At 57.3% G+C, this 21,572-nt stretch carries 19 protein-coding genes; 14 read left to right on the top strand and 5 right to left on the bottom strand.

Features of this window, described 5'->3' with window-relative positions; translation table 11 throughout:
* Positions 1 to 8 precede the first annotated feature (8 nt).
* The 13 genes from AC1RMD_RS27875 (at position 9) to AC1RMD_RS27935 (ending at position 12,800) form a co-directional block, all read left to right on the top strand.
* Entirely contained in the window at positions 9 to 995 is a 987-nt protein-coding gene (locus AC1RMD_RS27875; RefSeq protein ID WP_492931521.1) for a hypothetical protein, read from the top strand.
* A gap of 134 nt (positions 996 to 1,129) precedes the next feature.
* A complete protein-coding gene (gene tssF, locus AC1RMD_RS27880) occupies positions 1,130 to 2,968 on the top strand; it encodes a type VI secretion system baseplate subunit TssF (RefSeq protein ID WP_492931522.1) in 1,839 nt (612 codons plus the stop codon).
* Entirely contained in the window at positions 2,932 to 3,888 is a 957-nt protein-coding gene (gene tssG / locus AC1RMD_RS27885) for a type VI secretion system baseplate subunit TssG (protein WP_492931523.1), read from the top strand. The genes tssF and tssG overlap by 37 nt, the downstream gene beginning before the upstream one ends.
* A 9-nt stretch (positions 3,889 to 3,897) precedes the next feature.
* Positions 3,898 to 6,540, top strand: a complete 2,643-nt coding sequence (locus AC1RMD_RS27890) for a type VI secretion system Vgr family protein (protein WP_492931524.1) — start codon at positions 3,898 to 3,900, stop codon at positions 6,538 to 6,540.
* A 2-nt stretch (positions 6,541 to 6,542) separates the two neighbouring features.
* A complete protein-coding gene (locus AC1RMD_RS27895; RefSeq protein WP_492931525.1) occupies positions 6,543 to 7,352 on the top strand; it encodes a DUF4123 domain-containing protein in 810 nt (269 codons plus the stop codon).
* 170 nt (positions 7,353 to 7,522) lie between these two features.
* Positions 7,523 to 7,948, top strand: coding sequence for a DUF3304 domain-containing protein (locus AC1RMD_RS27900; protein WP_492931624.1), 426 nt, complete (start codon positions 7,523 to 7,525; stop codon positions 7,946 to 7,948).
* Positions 7,949 to 8,187: 239 nt separating this feature from the next.
* A complete protein-coding gene (locus AC1RMD_RS27905; protein WP_492931527.1) occupies positions 8,188 to 8,781 on the top strand; it encodes a DUF3304 domain-containing protein in 594 nt (197 codons plus the stop codon).
* Positions 8,772 to 9,503, top strand: coding sequence for a hypothetical protein (locus AC1RMD_RS27910; protein WP_492931529.1), 732 nt, complete (start codon positions 8,772 to 8,774; stop codon positions 9,501 to 9,503). The genes AC1RMD_RS27905 and AC1RMD_RS27910 overlap by 10 nt, the downstream gene beginning before the upstream one ends.
* Positions 9,504 to 9,581: 78 nt before the next feature.
* The gene (locus AC1RMD_RS27915) at positions 9,582 to 10,565 is read left to right on the top strand and encodes an IS5 family transposase (RefSeq protein WP_492931531.1); all 984 of its coding nucleotides are present in this window, start codon (positions 9,582 to 9,584) and stop codon (positions 10,563 to 10,565) included.
* Positions 10,522 to 11,607 (top strand): phospholipase effector Tle1 domain-containing protein, encoded by a 1,086-nt coding sequence (locus AC1RMD_RS27920; protein ID WP_492931626.1) that lies wholly within the window; start codon positions 10,522 to 10,524, stop codon positions 11,605 to 11,607. The genes AC1RMD_RS27915 and AC1RMD_RS27920 overlap by 44 nt, the downstream gene beginning before the upstream one ends.
* An 11-nt stretch (positions 11,608 to 11,618) precedes the next feature.
* Positions 11,619 to 11,876: a PAAR domain-containing protein gene (locus AC1RMD_RS27925; protein ID WP_492931534.1), complete on the top strand. Its 258-nt coding sequence runs from the start codon at positions 11,619 to 11,621 to the stop codon at positions 11,874 to 11,876.
* A 258-nt stretch (positions 11,877 to 12,134) separates the two neighbouring features.
* Positions 12,135 to 12,548, top strand: coding sequence for a hypothetical protein (locus AC1RMD_RS27930; RefSeq protein ID WP_492931536.1), 414 nt, complete (start codon positions 12,135 to 12,137; stop codon positions 12,546 to 12,548).
* 18 nt (positions 12,549 to 12,566) lie between these two features.
* Positions 12,567 to 12,800 (top strand): transposase, encoded by a 234-nt coding sequence (locus tag AC1RMD_RS27935; protein ID WP_492931538.1) that lies wholly within the window; start codon positions 12,567 to 12,569, stop codon positions 12,798 to 12,800.
* A gap of 179 nt (positions 12,801 to 12,979) precedes the next feature.
* Here the strand turns inward: AC1RMD_RS27935 and AC1RMD_RS27940 are convergent, their stop codons facing one another.
* Positions 12,980 to 13,357, bottom strand: coding sequence for a very short patch repair endonuclease (locus tag AC1RMD_RS27940; RefSeq protein ID WP_492931540.1), 378 nt, complete (start codon positions 13,355 to 13,357; stop codon positions 12,980 to 12,982).
* A 356-nt stretch (positions 13,358 to 13,713) separates the two neighbouring features.
* Here AC1RMD_RS27940 and AC1RMD_RS27945 point away from each other — a divergent pair, with 356 nt between their 5' ends.
* The gene (locus tag AC1RMD_RS27945; RefSeq protein WP_492931542.1) at positions 13,714 to 15,024 is read left to right on the top strand and encodes a DNA cytosine methyltransferase; all 1,311 of its coding nucleotides are present in this window, start codon (positions 13,714 to 13,716) and stop codon (positions 15,022 to 15,024) included.
* Between the two features lie 26 nt (positions 15,025 to 15,050).
* Here the strand turns inward: AC1RMD_RS27945 and AC1RMD_RS27950 are convergent, their stop codons facing one another.
* The 4 genes from AC1RMD_RS27950 to dnaA form a co-directional block, all read right to left on the bottom strand.
* A complete protein-coding gene (locus AC1RMD_RS27950; RefSeq protein WP_492931544.1) occupies positions 15,051 to 16,067 on the bottom strand; it encodes a NotI family restriction endonuclease in 1,017 nt (338 codons plus the stop codon).
* A gap of 127 nt (positions 16,068 to 16,194) precedes the next feature.
* A complete protein-coding gene (gyrB, locus tag AC1RMD_RS27955) occupies positions 16,195 to 18,699 on the bottom strand; it encodes a DNA topoisomerase (ATP-hydrolyzing) subunit B (RefSeq protein ID WP_492931546.1) in 2,505 nt (834 codons plus the stop codon).
* 67 nt (positions 18,700 to 18,766) lie between these two features.
* Positions 18,767 to 19,873 (bottom strand): DNA polymerase III subunit beta, encoded by a 1,107-nt coding sequence (gene dnaN, locus AC1RMD_RS27960; RefSeq protein ID WP_492931548.1) that lies wholly within the window; start codon positions 19,871 to 19,873, stop codon positions 18,767 to 18,769.
* 105 nt (positions 19,874 to 19,978) lie between these two features.
* On the bottom strand, positions 19,979 to 21,376 hold the full coding sequence (dnaA, locus tag AC1RMD_RS27965) for a chromosomal replication initiator protein DnaA (protein ID WP_492931550.1): 1,398 nt from the start codon (positions 21,374 to 21,376) through the stop codon (positions 19,979 to 19,981).
* Between the last annotated feature and the right edge of the window lie 196 nt (positions 21,377 to 21,572).

The raw sequence follows: 21,572 nt of genomic DNA on the forward strand, positions 1-21,572 counted from the left end.
AACAGCTTGTGAGCGAATATCAATACCACGAATTCCAGGCGCTTGAGCAGCCGCTTAGCGCCGCCCAGCGGGCCGAGCTGCGTGCCTGTTCGACCCGCGCAGAGATCACTACGACCAGCTTCATCAATGAATATCATTGGGGCGATTTGAAGGCCGACCCGCTGGACTGGATGGAGCGGTACTTCGACGCCTACGTCTATTCGGCCAACTGGGGCTGTTGCCAGTTCATGCTGGCCGTGCCGTTGGAGGCCTTGGGCCGCGCCGTCGCGCAGGAATTTGGCGGCAACCAGGCTTTCTCGATCACCAAGCGGAAGGGGCGCTGGATACTGGCCTGGTCGCTGGACCTTGATGACGGCGACTACGAGCGCTTTCGCTATGAGGATGGCCCTGGCTGGATGGCGCGCCTGCTGGCGCTGCGCCAGGAGCTGATGAACGGCGACCTGCGGCCGCTCTACCTGGGATGGGTGGCGCGGCTTTGCGCGTGCGAACTGGACGACGAGGCGCGGGAACCTGCGCCGCCGCCCGGCTTGTCCAGACTGACGCCGGCCCAGCAAGCGCTGGCGGAATTCCTGATGCTGGACCCGGACGTGTTGAGTGTGGCGGTCGGCGTCAGCGGCGCTTCGGCGGTGGAACGATCATTGCGGCGCACGGTGCTGCAAATCGAGCAGGATCGCGAAGCGGCAATGCAGCTACGATTGGACAAGGAAATGCGCCTGCGCGCGCAACACGAACGGAAGGTCCAACAGAAGCGGGCCAAGCGGCTGGCGGAAGTGGCCTCGCAGGCGGATGTCATCTGGACTGAAATAGAAGGTCTGCTGCAGCGCGCCACCGGCGCCTCCCATACGCAGGCCGAGGCCGCTGTCATCGAGCTGGCCGAGGCGCTGACTGCCGCGGGTCGTCGCAGCGAATTCGATGCCACCCTGGCGCGCCAGTTGGCCACCAACGGCAAGCGCCTGGCGTGGCGCAACAGGCTGCGAAAATCCGGCTTGATCTGATCGGCTTGCGCGTCCGTGGGCGGGCCGGTGCCGCAGTGAGGAAGACCGCCGCCATTGCTGTATATCAAGAGGTAGTTCACCTGTCGTGACATCATCGACAACCTGAGCGGTACAAACCTGCGACGGATGCCACGATGGAAAAACTGCTGCCTTACTTCGAACGCGAACTGAGCATGCTGCGGCGCACTGGCACCGAGTTTGCAAGTCGCTACCCCAAGCTGGCAGGCAGTTTGCAAATGAGCGGCGAGACTTGCGCCGATCCGCATGTCGAACGGCTGATCCAGGCCTCGGCCTTTCTCAACGCCCGCGTCGCCAAGCTGCTCGACGACGGCTATTCCAACTTCACCGAAGCGCTGCTGGGCATGCTGTATCCGCATTACCTGCGGCCGATCCCTTCCTGCTCCATCGCCCGCGTCGACTACAGCCGCGCCAAGGTCAACGAAATCAGCAGCGTCAGCACGCTGCCGCGCGGCACGGACTTGAAGTCGCTGGGACGCGGCGCCGTCGCCTGCCGCTTCCGCACCGTCTACGACGTAACGGTGGCGCCGCTGACCATCAGCGCCGCCTGGTTCGAACCGTACATCCAGGCGCCCTCGACCCTGCCGCTGCCTGGCGAGGCCGGCTCCGCGATCTGCATCACCATCGACAGCACGGCCGCCGCGCGGGGCTTGGCGACGTTGGACCTGTCCACCTTGCGCGTTTTCATCGACGGCGAGGCCTCGCTGCGCGCCACCCTGCGCGACATGCTCTTCATGCGCGCCGCCTGCGCCTGCGTGGAGGCCAACGGCCAGTGGCGCATGCTGGAGCGCCTGCCGATCAAGCCGGCCGGCTTCGCCGCCGAGGATGCCTTGCTGCCCGCCGCGCCCTCGGAGCACAGCGCCTACCGGCTGCTGAGCGAGTACTTCGCCTTCCCGGAAAAATTCGACTTCTTCGATATCGACCTGGCCGCGCTGGTGGCCGCCAGCCCCGCCGGATGCTCGCAGCTGACGCTGCGCATCGCCCTGGCCGAATTGCGGCCCGACGCCCCGGCCGCGCGCATCCTGCGCACGCTGTCGGAAGACCACCTGGTGCTGGGCTGCACGCCCGTGATCAACCTGTTCACGCAGTCGGCCACGCCGATCCGCATCAATCACCACCGCAGCAGCTATCCGCTGATGGTGGACGAAATGCCCGGCGGCGCCTGCGAAATCTATAGCATCGATACCGTGCATCTGTTGCGCAACACGCCGCAAGGAAGTTCGCTCACCGAATTCTTCCCCTACTATTCGCTGCGCCACGGCGAGGAGGACAGCCGCAAAGGCCACTACTGGCTCGCCCATCGCGACGAGGAACTGGCCGGCACTGCCGCCGGCCATGAATACACGCTCGCGCTGGTGGACCGCGATTTCTCGCCGCTGAAGCTGGACGAAGGCACGGCGTCGGTGCGCATCACCTGCACCAATCGCAACCTGCCGCATGGCATGCAATGCGGCCGCGCGGCAGGCGATCTCGGTACCGAGACGGCCGGGGGCAACTTCCCGATCCGCCTGCTGCGGCGGCCGACACTGTCCTACCGCCAGGCCAGCGGCGGCAATCAATGGGGCCTCATCACGCAGCTCGCCCTGAACCACCGCTCGCTGACGCAGGAGGGCTTGCCGGCGCTGACCGCGATGCTGCGCCTGTACGCCCAGCCGGACAGCGCCGTCTCGCAGCGGCAGATCGACGGCGTCATGGCGCTGTCGCAGCAGCCGGCCACCGCATGGGTACGGCAGGCGCGCGGCACCGCCTATCTGCGCGGCGTGGAAGTGCGGGTGTCGCTGGACGAGGAGGCGTATGCCGGCACCGGCGTGCACGCCTTCGCGCAGGTGCTCGATCATCTGTTCGGTCTGCACGTGCATTTGAATAGCTTCACGCAACTGGTCGTGCTGTCCCACGTGAGCGGAAAGGAGTTGCTGCGATGCCTGCCCCGCAACGGCGCACTGACGCTGGCCTGATCGACGAATTGCTGGCGGAGCCGCAAGGCTTCGAGTTCTTCCAGGCGGTGCGCCTGATCGAGCAGGCGCAGCCGCCGCGCCGGCTGCGCTATCGCAACCGGCTGTCGCTGGCCTTCCCGCCGAACCAGATCGAGAACATCAGCGACGATGGCGACGACCTGATCCGCCTGACGCCCGCCTTCATGGGGCTGCTGGGCAGCCACGGCGCGTTGCCGCTGCACTACTCGGAGCGTCTCCATCGTCACGAAAGGACCAGCAACGACGGCGGCCCGCGCGCCTTCCTGGACATGTTGTCGCACCGGTCGCTGTGCATGTTCTACCAGGCGTGGGCCAAGCACCGGCCGGAATGCATGACGGCGGCGGATGGCGGCGACGGTTTTCTCGCGATGCTGCTTGCACTGTCCGGTACGGCACCCGACGGATCGGTCGATCGCGAGACGCTGGCGCGCTACGCGATGCAGATCCGCAGCCGCAGCGTGTCGGCGCCGCTGATGGCGGGGATCTACTCGGAATACTTCAACGCGCGCTTTGTGGTGGAGCAGCTGGTCGGGCAGTGGCAGTCGCTGCCGGCCGCGCATCAGGCGCAGCTGGGCAAGGCCCATGTCGACCTGGGCGTGGGCGTGATGCTGGGCGAGCGCATCTACGGTTGCGATGCGCGCGTGCGCCTGCGCATCGGTCCGCTGGATCGGGCTGCCTACGAGGATTTCCTGCCCGGCCACAGCGCCGCGCGGCGGCTGAAAGCGATGCTGGGCCTGCACTGCGGCGTGGACATGACGTATGAAGTGCATCTGATCCAGCGGGCGGAAGATGTACGTGCGCTGAGCCTGGATGGCGAGTGCCGGCTGGGCGTCAACGCCTGCCTGGTTGACGGGCCGCCACGCCAGGACCGGGAAGAGCTGATGTACCTGCTGCATACATGAGGAGCGATTGTGGAAAGCGATAATGATTTCTTCAGCTTCATGGGCCAGGCCAAGGAACTGGTGGCCAGCAACCGGCCGCTGCGCCTGCGGCTGGATCTGCCGGGAGGCGTCAACGACGACATGCTGCTGCCGCAGCGGGTATTCGGCTCGGAGAGTTTGTGCGGCGGCATCGAGTATCGCGTGCTGTGCGTATCGGCCGACGCGTACCTGCCGCTGAAGCAAATGATCGCTGTGCCGGCCGCGCTGGAGTTCGTCACCGACATAGGAGAGTTGCGCAGCGTCTGCGGCATCGTCACCGAGGCCAGCTCGGGCGACAGCGACGGCGGCCTGGCCAGCTATCAACTGGTGATCCGCGACGCGCTGGCGATACTGGAAAAGCGCACCAACACGCGCGTGTTCCGCCACATGGACGAGGTGGAGATCGTCCAGCGCATCCTGAATGAATGGCGGCATAAGAATTCCACGCTCGGCGTCTGCTTCAAGCACGAGCTGGACGAATGCTTCGAATTGCGCGAATATCCTCAGCGCGAATTCACCATGCAGCACAACGAATCGGACGCGGCCTTCATCCGGCGCCTGCTGAAGCGGCGCGGCATCGGCTGGTATGTGCGCGCCGAGGACGGCAAGTACCCGGTGCATACGCTGGTGCTGTTCAACAACGCCGACATGCTGCGCCAGAACGCCGCCGGCACCATCCGCTATCACCGCGACGCCGCGACCGAGCAGCGCGACACGATAACGTCCTGGAGCGCGGTGCGCAGCCTGCAACCGGGCACGGTGACGCGGCATAGCTGGGATTATCGCAATTCGCAAGGCCGCGACTTCATGATGATGGACATCGGCAGCGGCGTGAACCAGGGCATGAGCGGCAACGAGCTGGCCGCGAGCCTGGACGACTATCAAATCCTGGCGCCGCATGCGGGGAGCGACAACGAGGACCTGTGCCGCCTGGGCAGGCTGCGCATGCAGCGGCATGACTACGAAACGAAATGCTTCCATGGCGAAGGCAGCGTGCGCGATCTGTGCGCGGGGGAGTACTTCACGCTGGCCGGGCATCCGGAGGTGGATGGGCATCCGGTTCAGGAGCGGGATTTCGTCGTCACGGCCTTGCAGGTGAACGCGCAGAACAACCTGCCCAAGGCGCTGGCGGCGCGCGTGGAGCGCTTGTTCGCCCGCAGCCGCTGGATGCAGGGCGCGCAGGAGTTGCAGATGCAAAGGGATGTGGCGGACAAGGTGGCATCGGGACCGCTGCGCATGCATATCCAGTTCACGGCGGTGCGGCGTGGGGTGGTCATCGTGCCGGCTTACGATCCGCGCACGGATCTGCCGCAGGCGCTGATGCAGAGTGCGATCGTTGTCGGGCCGGAAGGGGAGGAAGTGTATTGCGACGAAATGGGGCGAGTGAAGATTCGCTTTCCTGGCACGCGTGCACCTGATCATGAACGGGCCGCTAATGCCGGTGCATCCGATACCGAGACCGATTCCGCCTGGGTGCGCGTTGCCTCGAACTGGGCGGGCAACGGCCCTGGGAGCCTTGAACAATGTGGCACCATCGGCCTGCCGCGCATCGGTACCGAAGTGCTGGTCAACTTTCTTGGCGGCGACCCCGACAAGCCGGTGATTGTTGGCCAACTGTACAACCAGCAAGCGCAGCCAGTTGCGTTGAGCAATAGGGGAAACCTACCTGGCAACCGCTACCTTTCTGGCATACGGAGCCGTGAAGTGAAAGGTGCTGGCGCCAATCAGCTGCGGTTTGACGATACGAACGGGCAGATCAGTACACAGTTGGCGAGCGATCACGGCGCAAGTCAGTTGAATCTTGGCTGGCTATCTCAGCCAAGGGCCTCCGGACAAGCCGACCAACGCGGATCTGGCGCCGAACTGCGCAGCGATATGAACGTGGCGGTGCGAGGCATGCAGGGCGTCCTCATCACTGCGGAGTCGGGCGATGCGACGACGGGAAAGCACCTTGAACGATCTGAGCTTCTTAGCATTGCGGAAGGCTTGCAAAAGCTGGTTTCTCAGTTAAGTGAACAGGCAGAGCAGCATGCCGGCGACCAAGCGCAAAGCAAAGACCTGTCGAACCTGATTGAGAAGCTGAAGAATCTTGACGATGGCGGCGCACCTATTGTTGCACTGAGTGGCCCGGCGGGTCTGATCTGCACTAGCAACAAAAATGTCGCAATAGGTGCCGCCACCACGGTAGATATCGTCAGCGCTTCCGCAATATCTCTGGCGTCCGGTGAGACGGCATCAATGCGCTCCGTGCAGGCCATGAGCTTTTTCGCAAATGAAGGCGATATCAAGGTGACAGCGGCAAGTGGCAAGGTTGCTCTACAAGCTCAAGACGACCAGTTACAGGTGCTGGCCAAGAAAGTGGTGGAGATCATCAGCAACACCGATTGGATCACCATCAAGGCGAAGAAGGGTGTGCGCCTCAATGGCGGCGGCACAGAACTGGAATTAAGCGCAGCTGGAATCAAGGGCTACACCTCGGGAAAGCATGAGATGTACGCGGCAGATCATCAAACGTTCCCCGGACAAAACCGAAATATCTCATTTCCTGGAGATAAGGTGCCGCACAAGATTTGTGTGCCGTGCTTGTTGATCGCAGCCGACGCCCACAGCCCATTTGCCAAATCCGGAACTTAGTTATGGCCTCAACTTATATTCTCATCGATACGACATTGATCGGTTACCCGAAGGATCGGCCTTGGACAAGGAAGCCTCGTAAACTAAGCTGGCTCGCTGCGTTATACGAGCGGGACGCGATACCAGTCAGTCCCATTTTGATTGATATCGAACGTGCCAGCTTTTGTAATCGCCTTGATGTTGTGATGGCGTTGGTCAATGCACTGCACCCGCAGTTGGGGATCTCGTTCATCGAGACGGAGCTCACTTTAATCAAGCTTCAGGAGCATCTTCGCCAGTTCATATACGTCAAGACTGAAGACAACATGGAACTGACGTTGCGATTTGCGGACTGTGCCGTGCTAGCAGCACTATCCATGTGCCTGACCGCTGAACAATGGTCGTCAATCGTGACACCGTTTGAAAGTTGGAAAATTCACGGGCGCGATGGAAAGCTGAAATCGCTCCCGACCCTGAAATCGAATGCGTCACTGACGGCCCCCTTATTGCTGACTGAGGGCCAGATCGCATCCCTGAAAAGTGCCATGAGCGTGGATCAGTTGCTTGCAAATTTGCGCAAGATGCGACCAGACCAGTCCTACGATTACTCGACTTTGAAATCGTACGAGTACGCTGAGCAGGCACGCCAGACATGGCTTTCTGCGGGACACAAGGAAGATACGGAACTTTTGCTATTTACTCGTGACGTATTTGATACCGATGGAAGACTGTTGCTACAACCCAGTTTGACGAAGGTGCTTGAGCAACCTGATCCCGTCTTGCGGCGCAAGGACTTGCACCGTATGGCCAGTCTTTATCTAAGGGGAGGTTGAGAGGATGAAAAAGTACGTACTTCGCTCCCTGATTGCTTTAGTCATTGGCGTCACGCTCTACGTTGGATACTTCGAGTATTGTTCTTCTCGCGAAGATGAGTTTGTTCCTACCGATATTGTCGGAGTTCAGCATTTCGGCAATGACTTCAACATCTCAGATTTTTATGTGAATAAACGGTGGTACGAACGTTGCACGGGAGGGCGGCGGTGGAAGGTCAGTTTGCTGCATGATGATTCCCGTGCGGTGGCGCCCAGGTCTTGTCGTCGAAGTTAGGTGGAGGGTAATAGATTGGACGCGCGAAAATCGCAAAGAAATAGAGGCTGGAAACTTCGAAAGCGTTACGACGCGGGGCATGTATATCGCCAAAGTGCCAGTGGAAAAGTACGGAACCGCCGGTCAGCTGTACGTCCACTTTTTTTCGAGAGGTAGGGTTCGTGTCGTGTCCACAATGTATTCGGTTTTGAGTACAGCACATCCAGTGCGGTATGGTCCGGTCGATGGCGACCCTAAGGCAACCGCCGGCTGGCCCATCAAGGAAATGTTTACTCAAGCGGAGTTAAGTGAGGCGGCCCGGAGGAGAAACACATGGCAATGAACGAGGTAACGGATAAATTCGGCCTCACTCGAGCTACACCCGTTCAAAACCAGTCACCAAAAATAGCGAGCTGCACCATGTGAACCGAGTTGTTGCTTACGAAGTGATAAGGCCGTTTGTGACGCGGAAATTCTCTTGTCGACAGAGGCGATCTGAGTAGCTTAAGCAACCGGATCCCATTGTGCGAAGCAAGAGGCTTGCGCCGTCGGGCCGGTCTTCATTTTAGAGAAGGTTGAGAGATGAAAAAGTACGTACTTCGCTCCCTGTTTGTTTTCGTCACTGGCACAACGCTCTACGTTGGATACGCCGTGTATCGTTACTTTTTTCCCGAAGAAGAGTTTGTCCCTGCCGATATTGTTGGAGTTCAGCATCTCGGCGGCGACCACCTTATATCAGAATTTTATGTAAATAGATACGGTGGCACCAGCGTTGGACGGGAAGGGGGGGGAGGGGGATCTGTTTGCTGCATTGTGATTCCCTCTCAATGGCGCCCAGGTCTTATTGTCGAAGTAAGGTGGCAGGTAGAAGACTGGTCGCAAGAAAACCGCAAAGAAACTGAAGCTGGAAATTATGCAAGCGTTACGAAAGGCATGTATATCGCGAAAGTCCCGTTGGAGAAGTACGAAAGATCGGGCGATGTGTATGTTCATTTTTTCCCGAAAGGCAGGGTTCGTGTGATGTCCACAATGTATTCGGTTCTAAGTACAGCACATCCAGTACGGTATGGCCCGGTCGATGGCGACCCAAAGGCAACCGCCGGCTGGCCCATCAAGGAAATGTTTACTCAAGCGGAGTTAAGTGAGGCGGGCCGGAGGAGAAACACATGGCAATGAATGAGGTAACGAATAAATTTGGCATCACTCGAACTGCTCCCGTTCAAAACATTAAGTCTTCAAAACCTGTTCGATATGTCGACGCTTCTGCTTGTGAGATGACTATGCAGATAGGAATTTTCTTTGACGGAACGGGCAACAATCTTGACCTTGATAAGGGAGAGCAGGGACATTCCAATGTAGCGCGGCTGTATGAAACATATCTTCATAGTCCTGAGAAAGGTAGTTATGCGAGATATATTCCTGGCTTGGGTACGCCCTTTCCATTGATCGGGGAAGACACTGTTACCACTACGGGCGGTGCATTTGCTAGCGGTGGCGACTCACGCATCGTATTCGCTCTTCTGCGCGTCTTTGACGCGATTCACCAGAGTCTCTTTCATGCTGAAATGTTCGACAACGATCTACGTAAAGCGTTATGCAACTCTAGTCCTTCGAAGGCGGACAAGAAGCAGCTTGAGAAGGTTGGATTGGCTTCCAGCTTGGTCGATGGTGACGCAAGGAATCGAAGTGGACAGTACTTGGAGGTATGTGCAAAAAGCATCGAAAGAAAAATGCAAACACAGCGGATCCCAAAGGTTTGCGAATGTCTTCTTGATGTATTCGGGTTCTCTCGCGGGGCAACTGAAGCGAGGGTATTTTGCCACTGGTTGAGTGATCACCTGAACAGTTCGGGGCTCGTGGGGATCCCTCTTCGATTTCGATTTTTAGGGAAACGCTGATTTATTCACCCGGGAGCGGTTCCGGTCGAGGGCCAGACCTGAGACAATAACGGCACGCTCATCAACATACAGTCGATCATGCAAAAGAGTTTTTCCGATCTCGAATACGCCGCCAAAAAGAAGCTGACCCGGCGCGACCGCTTCCTTGCGAAGATCGACAGCGTCACACCGTGGTCGCAGTTGCATGACCTGATTGCGCCGTTCTATCCGAAGGTTGAAGGCGCCGGGCGCCCGCCAATTGGACTGGCGCGCATGCTGCGCATGTACGTCGCGCAGCAGTGCTTTGGTCTGTCCGACGAAGGCATCGAGGATGCAATCTACGACAGCCAGGCGATACGCGGATTTGTCGGCATCGATCTCAATCGCGAATCGGCACCGGACGCGACGACGCTGTTGAAATTCCGTCACCTGCTGGAGCAGCATGAGCTCACGCGCAAGATCTTCGAGACGATCAACGGGCATCTGGCGGCGCAAGGTTTGATGATGCGGGAAGGCACCATCGTCGATGCCACATTGATCGCGGCGTCGCCCTCGACCAAGAACAAGGACAAGAAACGCGATCCAGAAATGCATCAGTCGAAGAAGGGCAACGACTGGCATTTCGGGCTGAAGGCGCACATCGGCGTGGACGCGGCGTCGGGTCTTGTGCACACCCTGATCGGCACTGCCGGCAACGTCTCCGACGTGACCCAAGCACACGCGCTGCTGCACGGCGACGAAGTCGCGGCGCTCGGCGACGCGGGCTACCAGGGCGTCGAAAAACGCGAAGAGAATCTTGGGAAAAGCGTGACCTGGCACGTTGCGATGAAACGCTCCAAACGCAAGGCGCTGCCCAACAACAAACTGGGCCGCATGGCGGAAAAGTTGGAGCACCTGAAGGCCAGTGTCCGGGCCAAAGTCGAGCATCCGTTTCATGTCGTGAAGAACCTCTTTCGTCATCGGAAGGCACGGTACCGTGGCTTGGAAAAGAACACGGCGCAGCTGTTCACGCTGTTCGGCTTCGCCAATCTGATGCTGGCTGGCCGACAATTTACGGTCTCGGAAACCCGAGCTCCGTCCTGACCGCCAGAAATGGCAAAGATGCGGCCGAAATTCGCCAAAATCGCCGGTCCAACCGCATAAAACTGAAATTCCAATTGGTGTAAAAAGTCGGCGTCACCGACAGCATCAGTCGCCCGAAAATCATCGATTGATCAGCGTTTCCTTAGGTCTGATGGATACCGTTGCATCGGTGGGTATATGGGAGGGGATCAAGAATGACCAGTTACATACTACAGGTGGCCATTCCAACTGGGCGACACCCAACGTTTTACGGATCCCGTCGAAAGTTGAAAACTGTGTCCATTTTATTGCAATGCATGAGTTACGCAAAAACTTTCCATTGGACACAGTCCTATTTAATCACGATCTTCCCTCCAATTGCATCGAATATGTTTACCCAGGTTCTCATAGCGATGTGGGTGGGGGCTATAAGCCGGGTGAACTGGGCGTGTCTGTCGCTGACTCGCTCAAACTTTCGCAGATTCCGCTGAATCATATGTACGACTGTGCTGTTGCGGCAAACGTTCCGTTGTCAAAGGATCGGCGCGGGACCAGTGGTGAAGCTGCCTTCACGGTGCACGATGACCTGTCAATCGCGTTCAAACAATTCATCGACATCTCAACCGAGACACCGAAGTCGTTGGGTGATTGGATGCTTCCCTATCTCGTGTGGCGTTGGCAGGCAAGGTCGATTTACGAGAAAACTGGACAAGCTATGAGAGCCAATCCAGAGGACCGAGGCTATCTAGTGGCTGGGAACCGACAGTTTTGCTGGCTCGACGAGCAAATGCAAAACTACAACTATTCCAAAACGGCTCGATGGACCAAGAGGCCTCACGACCGTGACCGCACAGAAGCCCCGTTGCTTGAACTTGAGCCGGACGCCTTGGGCTTGCGTGCTCGGGTTGTTGCGCAAGCCAAAATCTCCCCCGTGCTAGCCGCGTTCTTTGACAGCTTTGTTCATGACTCGCTTGCCGGTTTCCGAAAAAAACTTGTGGAGACGACCGGACATTGGCGTTATCGCCGTTGGTTTGGGGGATCCCCAATCCCCTACATTGACTGAGAGACATAGCCATGAAGAACAGTGAGGGCCGTGGTGTAATTCGATTGGGCGACAAGACTACGCACGGCGGTGCGGTCATCTCTGCTCAGGCAACCTTCAAGGTATTAGGGAAAGCCGTAGCTGTGGAAGGGAATTTGACTACATGCCCGCAGTGTAAGGGGACCTTCCCCATTCAAACCGCAGGTAGCGAGCGTCACCACGACGGGCGAGCTGTTGCTTACAGCGGTGACAAGGCTGCTTGTGGCGCAAAGCTAATCTCGTCAATCTGATTGTCTGCAGGAGCGAACCATGCGTCGGGTAAGCGTCGGCGATAGAGAAACGGTATTTCAGCCGCTTGTTAAGTTTTTTTTCGAAGCAAAAGATATTTCTAGTTAAACGGCGGTCTAACTAATTTTACCCTGCAAGGTAAGAAAGTCGCTGATGTGGAGTGAGCTGACGCGGTAATGTTACGCACCTCAGCGGAGGCTGCCTACCATAGCACGGCTCAGCATATATCTTGCCTGCGCGGTTCACATTGGGAGCAACCGATGACCAAGACCTATGTGTCCAAGTTATTTTTAAACCAGGAGGATGCGATCGCCGTCGCTCTCTTTGTCATGACGTCGAAAGGGGCAATCCAATACGAGTGCTTGCCAGGGGGACAAGCGCGTATCACCGTTGAGCAAGACTGTGCCGCATTGTTGAAAGAGAAATCAGCGCCTTCATACGTCTACGTGCAAGAGGGCGGCTCGACGTCAGAATTGTATTTGCACGACCACGAGACCAAGATGGGCGCCCTTGCTGGTCGAGTTGATTGCGCATCGGCTGGGTCATATAAGACGGGGGCGATTGTCGAAATCTCCCCATGTCTACGGGCATTGGGAAAGGTTTTTTATGCTACAGCGGAAGCCCTCGTCGGAACGGTTCCAGGCTTGGCGCTCTACGCAGAGAATTGCCGCTGACATCCTGCCACCGAGAGTATGCCCATCGGCCTCAACATGGAGGGCCGCGAGGAGGTGCTGGGCCTGTGGGTCTCTCAAACCGAGGGAGCCAAGTTCTGGCTACAGGTCATGACCGAACTCAAAAAATCGCTGCGTGCAGGAAACCGTCGTCGCCTGCGTCGATGGTTGAAGGACTTCCCGGACGCGGTTGAGGCAGTCTACCCACAAGCCTCCGTTCAGTTATGCATCTCCACATGGTGGGCAACAGCCTGAACTTCGTGCTCTGGAAAGAACAGAAGGAAATGGCTGCCGATTTGAAGTTGGTCTACGGCGCGGTTACCGTCAACGAGGCTGAACTCAGGCTTACGGAATTTTAGGAAAAATGGGATAAACAGTATAAATCGATAATCCAAGCATGCAAATGAGCCGTTGTCATACCGTTCCATGAACTATCATAGGCTCGTCATGTGCAGCAAAATTCGTCGTATGCATGCGGCGATGTCCGTTTTGATTTCGCATTCCCAGACGACAATCACAGTCCACCCCATCTGCAATAGCATCAGTTGGTGCTGCCTGTCGCGCTCGACAGTGCTAGCGAGCTTATGGTGCCAGTAGCTTTGACCAGACTTAGGTAGGTGACCATCTCTGCAATCGGGATGCTGATGCCAGAAACAACCGTGAACAAAAACTGCTGTTCGATACTTGGATAGTACGATGTCTGGGCACCCAGGAAGCTCTTTTTTATGAACTCGAAAACGAAACCCGAGGCGATGTAAGGCCGAGCGGATTTTAAGTTCCGGCTGCGTGTCCTTTGACTTGATACGCCTCATTACCTCACTGCGTTTTTCTTTCGTCCACCTATCAACCACGATGTCGTCCTCCTTCGTAGCCTTGTTGTGAAGTGTCCTCGACGCTGCAGCATCCCACAGTGGTCTCTACTGTGGAGATGGCTGTTGCGACGAAGTGAAAATGCGCCGCTGCTGGCACAGGCGACGCCCCGCGAAACTGTACTCCCCATCGTTTTTTTGGGGGGAACAGCACGATCGCCGTCCTTCATAGTGTAAACTAGCCGGCGCAAACTACGATCAGTCCGTGCCACCCCGCGCTTGGCCAGATTTCAGATTGATTTTTAGACAAAACCACGTAACTCCAAGTGAACATTGCTGTACCTCTATATTGATCTCGAATGAAAAATGAACCGTTCCTCCTCGACCTTAACGACCGCAAGCGCACTTGCATTGATCTTTTTGCTGGAGCTGGCGGGTTAAGTACCGGGCTTGAATGGGCTGGTTTCAATGTCTTGTTTGCCAACGAAATTATGGCGACATACGCGAAGTCGCTGGCACATAGTCACCCGCACACAGAGGTTTGCGTAGACGATATTCGTGCAGTCTCTGCATCGCAGATTAGAAAGTCTTTGGGGCTAGCAATTGGTGAACTGGACCTTGTGGCAGGAGGGCCTCCGTGCCAAGGGTTTAGCATAAATGCACCCAGTCGTTCTACGGAAGATAGTCGAAATCACTTGTTCCTAAATTACCTTAATTTCGTAAAGGAATTCCGCCCTAAAGTAGTCTTAATTGAAAATGTACCTGGTATGGTGTCGTTTTCCGGCGGGGACACAATTGACGCTATCTTACTCAGCCTAAAAGACCTTGGATATAAGCCTGAGGTACGCGTATTGTATGCGCCTCACTACGGTGTTCCACAAATGAGATGGCGAACGATTTTTCTTGCCACTCGGATCGATGTTGCACCGCAGGCGTTATATCCTGTACCTTCGCATTCCATTAAGGGATTAGCTAATTTCACTACAAAATTACATGGTAAGCCGCTTATTTTTTCAGATAATTATATTGGAAAGAATGCTTCGTATTCTCACACCACCGTGTGGGACGCAATTGGCGATCTTCCTGAGATCGAAAATGGCGGGGGAGCATTAAGTTTCTCATATTCGGCCCCGGCCGAATCATCTTACCAAGATTATTTGCGACAAGAATCAAGCGAGATTGCAAATCATACGACTGCTAGACTTGGCGCAGTCAATATAGCCAGATTGCCATACATCCCACCAGGCGGGTCTTGGCGTGATATTCCGCATGATTTGCTACCAAAAGGCATGCAGCGAGCTCGTAGGTCTGATCATACGAAACGCTATGGGCGACTAACAAAGGAAGGCATTGCAAGTACTATTCTTACGAAATGCGATCCACATTGGGGGGCATATATCCACCCAACGCAGCATCGTGTATTAAGTGTACGTGAAGCCGCCCGATTGCAGTCATTCCCGGATAGAGTTACTTTTTTTGGTAGTGTGACTGAACAATATGAACAGGTAGGGAATGCTGTTCCGCCTCTGTTTGCTCGTGCGATAGGTGATCAAATCCAGGTTATTTTAACAAAAAAAGAAAAGGGCGAAGCTGTGGAAAATTCCTTTTATGGTGTCGGCGCGAGCGCTGAACGACCGATATTCGATTTGATGGACATAAAAAATATCTAAGATTTATTATGCAAAAAAAGTGGAGATCAAATTAGCTCAGTAATTTGATCTTCGAATAAGTCCTCCTGATCCGTCGGTTTGGCCTTGGCTTTGAGAATAGTTTCGCTTATTCTAGACTCGAAGGTTGTTCTTGAGACTGGACGTCCCCCGGTCAATCCCTCCACGGAACGCTCAAGGGTGGTGTAACGAACCGCTTCACGAACAAGACGGGATCGCTTTTCACCAGGCACTTCCTCAAATCGAACGACAAACCAAGCGATATCCGCGTTTGAGATATCCTCTACGTTATCCATTTCGCCTATTGAGTCAAAAAACGATTTATCGACGACAACGGCCATCTTCTTTCCCCAGCGTCGCAATGTTGGAACTTTTATTTGAAGCTGGGGCATTAATCTCTTTGGTCCACTGCTTCGGTAATCTGGCCGGCGTCGGCCAGCTGGGAAGGGAACCCATTCGAGCGAGCTGTCAGAGAAGGCTTTGAATTCGCCGGTCATTGCGTCGCCGGAAAAATAGACTGCCTGAATTTCAACTGCGCACCAATCCATCGGTGCACCTTTTGGAGTGGTGTTGTTTACAAGTACCATGTCGATTCGTCCGACATCATCGCCACCCTCATTGTCAGTTGTAGCGCTAGCTTCCAAGAATCCTACTTCGGCGACTAGTCGAGGATCGGAATCGCCTAGTATAGTCTCTCCAACCCACTTAAAAATGTCCAAGTCCTCATGGAAGCGCCAAGGGCAGGTGGCACGAAGTTGGGATTGTTTTCCTAGGACGGGGACTCCAGCCGCTCTTCCAGTCATCGCATGTTGCTGGTGAGAGTACTGAAGAAGAGAGCATACGCCTCCGCTCTTGCTACACTTTGCATCAGTTTTCTTTGATTGAAATGGGCAAGGCTGTGGAATGCGCTCTTTCTTGTCTTTCAAGACTTCGGTCGCGTAGTGGCGTCGTTCGTCAGGAGTCAATTGAGTTACCAGCTTACCGAACCATTCGCCGATACCAAATCGAGGAGTCAAGTCTTTGACTTTTGTAGATTTTTTTACCATAAGCAATACAGTAGCACAAAGCACCATTACCAGACAATGCACTAGCTTGCCGTATAGCTAATCTCACAATAACAAAAAAAAAGCCAACCGCAGATGGCTGGCTTTCTTGCAATGAGGGAGGCACTGATTAAACGTCAATATTCCCAGCCCGCAGAGCGTTGTTCTCGATGAACGCCCGGCGCGGCTCCACATCATCACCCATCAATGTAGTGAAGATCTGATCCGCAGCAATCGCATCCTCAATCTGCACCTTCAGCAAACGTCGCACGGTCGGATCCATCGTAGTCTCCCACAGCTGATCCGGATTCATCTCACCCAGACCTTTGTAGCGCTGCTTGGACACCACACGTTCCGCCTCGTCACGCAGCCACTGCATCGCCTGGTGGAAGTCGACCACGGCCGATTCCTTGGTGCGCTCGCCTTCGCCGCGGCGCACATACGCGCCTTCGCCGATCAAACCCTTGAACGTGGCTGCCGCGCTGGCCAGTACGTTGTAGTCCGCGCCCTGCACGAAGTCCGCGTCGATCGAGCTGACCTTGATGTTACCGTGATGCATACGCTCGATGCGCAGCGCGTGCTTCTCGGACAGCTCATCCGAAATCACCGTCACTTTAACCGCGATATCGTTGATCTCCGCCACCAGCGCGCGGGCCGACACATCCGCCAGCTCCTGGGTGCTCAGATCCAAGGTCACACCAGTCATGATGGCCGTCAGCGCCGCACGGTCGATCACGCGCGTCAGACGCGTCATGATGACGTTGGCCAGGTTGAACTGACGCACCAGCTCGCCCAGCGGTTCGCCGACGATAGGATCGGCGCCATCGCGCGGCACCAGCGCGGCGGTGTTCAGCGCCACGTTCATCATGTAGCTCGCTTCTTCCGCGTCATCCTTCAGATAACGCTCGTCGCGGCCGGCCTTGACCTTGTACAGCGGCGGTTGCGCGATGTAGATGTGGCCGCGTTCAACCAGCTGCGGCATCTGGCGATAGAATAGGGTCAGCAGCAGCGTGCGGATGTGGGCGCCGTCGACGTCCGCATCGGTCATGATGATGATGCGGTGGTAGCGCAGCTTCTCGACGTTGAATTCGTCCGGGCCGATCGACGTGCCCAGCGTGGCGATCAGCGTGGTGATCTGTTCCGACGACAGCATCTTTTCGAAGCGCGCCTTCTCCACGTTCAAGACTTTGCCTCGCAGAGGCAAAATGGCCTGGAACTTACGGTCGCGGCCCTGCTTGGCGGATCCGCCTGCGGAGTCACCCTCGACGATGTACAGTTCGCACAGCGCCGGATCTTTTTCCTGGCAGTCGGCCAGCTTGGCCGACAGGCCCAGGCCGTCCATGATGCCTTTGCGGCGGGTCAGGTCGCGGGCCTTGCGGGCCGCTTCGCGCGCGCGCGCCGCTTCGACGATCTTGCCGCAGATGATCTTGGCGTCGTTCGGTTTTTCCTGCAGGTAGTCCGACAGCGTCTTGGCGACGATCTCTTCGACCGGGCCGCGCACTTCGGACGACACCAGCTTGTCCTTGGTCTGCGACGAGAACTTCGGCTCAGGCACTTTGACCGACAGCACGCAGGTCAGGCCTTCGCGCATGTCGTCGCCGGAGATTTCCACCTTGGCCTTCTTGGCGAATTCCTGCTCTTCGATGTACTTGTTGATGACGCGGGTCATCGCGGCGCGCAGGCCGGTCAGGTGGGTGCCGCCGTCGCGCTGCGGGATGTTGTTGGTGAAGCACAGCACCTGTTCGTTGTAGGCGTCGTTCCACTGCATCGACACGTCCACCGAGATGTTGGTGCCCTGGTCCGACATGCGTTCGCCGGTGGCCTGGAACACGGTCGGGTGCAGCACGGTCTTGGCTTTGTTGATGTACTCGACGAAGCCGCGGGTGCCGCCTTCGAACGCGAAGATCTCTTCCTTGCCGTTGCGCTGGTCTGTGAGCTTGATGTTGACGCCGTTATTCAGGAACGACAGTTCGCGGATACGCTTGGCCAGGATCTCGTAGTGGAATTCGACGTGGTTGAAGATTTCCTCGTCGGCCCAGAAGTGCACGTCGGTGCCGCGCTTGTCGGTCTCGCCGATGACCTTGATCGGCGAGACGGCGAAGCCGTCCTTCTCCGCCAGTTCGCGGTTCTGCGGCACGCCACGGACGAACTCCATGTAGTGCACCTTGCCGTCGCGGCGGATGGTCAGCTTCAGCAGCTTCGACAGCGCGTTCACGCACGATACGCCCACGCCGTGCAGGCCGCCCGACACCTTGTACGAGTTCTGGTCGAACTTGCCGCCGGCGTGCAGTTCGGTCATGACGATCTCGGCGGCGGAGCGCTTCGGATCGTGCTTGTCGTCCATCTTCAGGCCGGTCGGTACGCCGCGGCCGTTGTCGGTGATCGAGATCGAGTTGTCCGAGTGGATGGTGACGTGGATTTCCGTGCAGTGGCCGGCCAGCGATTCGTCGATCGAGTTGTCCAGCACTTCGAACACCAGGTGGTGCAGGCCGGTGCCGTCCGAGGTGTCGCCGATGTACATGCCGGGTCGTTTGCGGACTGCTTCCAGACCTTCGAGGATCTGGATCGATGAGGCGCCGTATTCTTCGGTGTTGGCCGGTACTGGTACTGGATTCTCTTCTGGGATGGCGGACATGTGCTGCTTTCTCTGTTATCGATTACTGATGTTCTTACGGCGGCTGCAAAGGCTAAGCTGTGATGCGTTAGATACGCATCGGCATGACGACGTACTTGAAGTCGGCATTGTCCGGGATCGAGATCAGCGCGGACGAGTTCGAATCGCCCAGCGCGACGTTGACCTGGTCGCACTTCAGGTTGTTCAACACGTCCAGCAGATAGGTCACGTTGAAGCCGATGTCGACGCTGTCGCCGCCGTAGTCGATTTCCAGTTCCTCCACGGCCTCTTCCTGGTCCGCGTTGGTCGAGCTGATCTTCATGCTGCCCGGCGTGATGATGCAGCGCACGCCCTTGAACTTGTCGCTGGTCATGATGGCGGCGCGTTGCAGCGAACGCAGCAGCTCATCGCGGCCGATCGTGAATTCGTTCTTGTAGCCCTTCGGGATCACCCGCGTGTAGTCGGGGAACTTGCCCTCGACCAGCTTGGAGATCAGCTCGATGTCGGCGAAGGTCAGCTTGACCTGGTTGGCGGCGATGTCCAGCTGCACGGTCTCGTCGTTCTCTTCCAGCAGGCGCTGCAGTTCGATGATGGTCTTGCGCGGGATGATCACTTCCTGGCGCTCGAACGATTGCTCGGTCTCGACCTGGCAGAACGCCAGGCGGTGGCCGTCGGTGGCCACGGCGATCACGTTCTTGCCGTCCAGGACCAGCAGCAGGCCGTTCAGGTAGTAGCGGATGTCCTGCTGGGCCATCGAGAAGTGCACCATGTTGAACAGGTGCTTCAGCGTTTTCTGCGGCAGCGTGACGGAGGCGCTGTAGCTGTCGGCCTGCTGCACGGTCGGGAATTCTTCGGCGGCCAGGGTCTGCAGCGCGAAGCGCGATTTGCCGGTCTGCACCGTCAGGCGCTTGTTCAGCAAGGTCATCGTCACGTCGCCCGATTCAGGCAGCGCGCGCAGGATGTCGAGCAGCTTGCGCGCGGCCACGGTGGTGCCGGCCACTTCGCTGCCGGAACCGATCTCGGCGTTGGTGGTGATCTGGACTTCGGTGTCGGTCGACAGGAAGGATACGCTCTCGCCCTCTTTGCGGATGAGGATATTGGCCAGAATCGGCATAGTGTGCCGACGCTCGACAATACCGCTCACGATCTGCAGTGGCCGGAGAAGGGTATCTCGGGTGGTTTTGACCAATTGCATAGATTATCCTCAATAGTAAAGATTAAACGATATTTTTATAACAATGTTGCCTTGTGAGCAGACGTGCTTTTTTGCCTAGATCATAAGGCCAAACCCTGTGTCAGGCTAGCCCTTCAGCGTTTGCTCCAGCACGTGCAGCTCGTGGTTGCATTCCGGGTTCTTGGTGCGGTCCAGCGCGATCTTGCGCACCGCGTGCAACACGGTCGTGTGGTCGCGGCCGCCGAACAGCTCGCCGATCTCCGGCAGACTCTTCTGCGTCAGCTCCTTGGCCAGGTACATCGCGATCTGGCGCGGCCGCGCGATGTTGGCCGGGCGACGCTTGGAGTACATGTCGGCCACCTTGATGTTGAAGAAGTCCGCCACCGTCTTCTGGATGTTCTCCACCGAGATCTGGCGGTTCTGCACCGACAGCAAATCCTTCAGCGCTTCTTTCACGATGTCGATCGTGATGTCCTTGCCGTGGAAACGCGAGTACGCCAGGATCTTGCGCAGCGCGCCTTCCAGCTCGCGCACGTTGGAGCGCAGGTGCTTGGCCACGAAGAAGGCGACGTCGTCCGAGAAGGTGACCCCTTCCTGCTTGGCTTTCTTGAGCAAAATCGCCACGCGCATTTCCAGCTCCGGCGGCTCGATCGCCACCGTCAGGCCGGAATCGAAGCGCGAGATCAGGCGGTCGTCCATGCCGGTGATTTCCTTCGGATAGGTATCCGAGGTGATGATGATCTGCTTCTTGGCAGCGATCAACGCTTCGAACGCATAGAAGAACTCTTCCTGCGTGCGGCTCTTGCCGCCGAAGAATTGAATATCATCGATCAGCAGCATGTCGAGCGAATGATAGTAGTGCTTGAAGTCGTCGAAGCCCTTGCGCTGGTAGGCCGTCACCACGTCGCGCACGTACTGCTCGGCGTGGATGTAGCGGATCTTGGCGCCTGGCTGGTCGGCCATCACCTGGTTGCCGATCGCATGGATCAAGTGGGTCTTACCCAGGCCGACGCCGCCGTAGAAGAACAGCGGGTTGTACGACACGCCCGGATTGTTGGCCACCTGGATCGCGGCGGCGCGCGCCAGCTGGTTGGCCTTACCGGTGACGAAGCTGTCGAAGGTCAGGTCGGTGTTGATGCGGCTCTGCTCGCGGCGCGGCGCGGTAGAGGCCGGCAACTCCGGCACCGACGGCACCGGGTCGGCCGAACGCATGTGGCCGTTCGGGGCGCCGTCGTTGTAGTCGGGCGCGGGCACCACGGTGGCCGGCTTTTTCGGCAGCGACAGGCGCGGGTCGAGCACGAACTGCACCTCGGTCGGCGTTTCCCAGTACTGGCAGGCCAGCGCCGTGATGCGGCTGGCGAACTGGCTCTTGACCCAGTCCAGCTTGAACCGGTTGGGCGCGGCCACACGCAACTTGCCCGCCTCGTAGTCGAGGGGAATGAGCGGTTTTATCCACGCGCTGAATTGTTGCGGCGTCAGCTCCAGCTCCAGCTGGGCGGAGCAGGTCTGCCAGAAATTTTCCATGAATCTTTATCTATTCTCTACTGCTGATAAGGGTGTCGGCCAACCTGGGTTCGCCACACGTAACGCGCTATTCTACTCTCGCCGGCCCAAGTTATCCACAGGCACGACGCTTATTTTCGCACTTTGGCCGGCCCCCGAATGGCGGGCCGAGACCATCAGTTGTTGACAAGCGGGATCGAAATGCTGATAATTCAGG

The sequence above is a fragment of the Duganella sp. GW822-FHT06D06 genome (genome assembly GCF_058799615.1).

Bases quoted from the DNA above. Each gene is read 5' to 3' on its own strand.
- dnaA (WP_492931550.1), bottom strand. From the start codon at position 21,376: ATGGAAAATTTCTGGCAGACCTGCTCCGCCCAGCTGGAGCTGGAGCTG.
- AC1RMD_RS27915 (WP_492931531.1), top strand. From the start codon at position 9,582: ATGCAAAAGAGTTTTTCCGATCTCGAATACGCCGCCAAAAAGAAGCTG.
- AC1RMD_RS27950 (WP_492931544.1), bottom strand. From the start codon at position 16,067: ATGGTAAAAAAATCTACAAAAGTCAAAGACTTGACTCCTCGATTTGGT.
- tssF (WP_492931522.1), top strand. From the start codon at position 1,130: ATGGAAAAACTGCTGCCTTACTTCGAACGCGAACTGAGCATGCTGCGG.
- AC1RMD_RS27925 (WP_492931534.1), top strand. From the start codon at position 11,619: ATGAAGAACAGTGAGGGCCGTGGTGTAATTCGATTGGGCGACAAGACT.
- AC1RMD_RS27910 (WP_492931529.1), top strand. From the start codon at position 8,772: ATGGCAATGAATGAGGTAACGAATAAATTTGGCATCACTCGAACTGCT.
- AC1RMD_RS27935 (WP_492931538.1), top strand. From the start codon at position 12,567: ATGCCCATCGGCCTCAACATGGAGGGCCGCGAGGAGGTGCTGGGCCTG.
- AC1RMD_RS27905 (WP_492931527.1), top strand. From the start codon at position 8,188: ATGAAAAAGTACGTACTTCGCTCCCTGTTTGTTTTCGTCACTGGCACA.
- AC1RMD_RS27895 (WP_492931525.1), top strand. From the start codon at position 6,543: ATGGCCTCAACTTATATTCTCATCGATACGACATTGATCGGTTACCCG.
- AC1RMD_RS27930 (WP_492931536.1), top strand. From the start codon at position 12,135: ATGACCAAGACCTATGTGTCCAAGTTATTTTTAAACCAGGAGGATGCG.
- AC1RMD_RS27945 (WP_492931542.1), top strand. From the start codon at position 13,714: ATGAAAAATGAACCGTTCCTCCTCGACCTTAACGACCGCAAGCGCACT.
- AC1RMD_RS27940 (WP_492931540.1), bottom strand. From the start codon at position 13,357: ATGAGGCGTATCAAGTCAAAGGACACGCAGCCGGAACTTAAAATCCGC.
- gyrB (WP_492931546.1), bottom strand. From the start codon at position 18,699: ATGTCCGCCATCCCAGAAGAGAATCCAGTACCAGTACCGGCCAACACC.
- tssG (WP_492931523.1), top strand. From the start codon at position 2,932: ATGCCTGCCCCGCAACGGCGCACTGACGCTGGCCTGATCGACGAATTG.
- dnaN (WP_492931548.1), bottom strand. From the start codon at position 19,873: ATGCAATTGGTCAAAACCACCCGAGATACCCTTCTCCGGCCACTGCAG.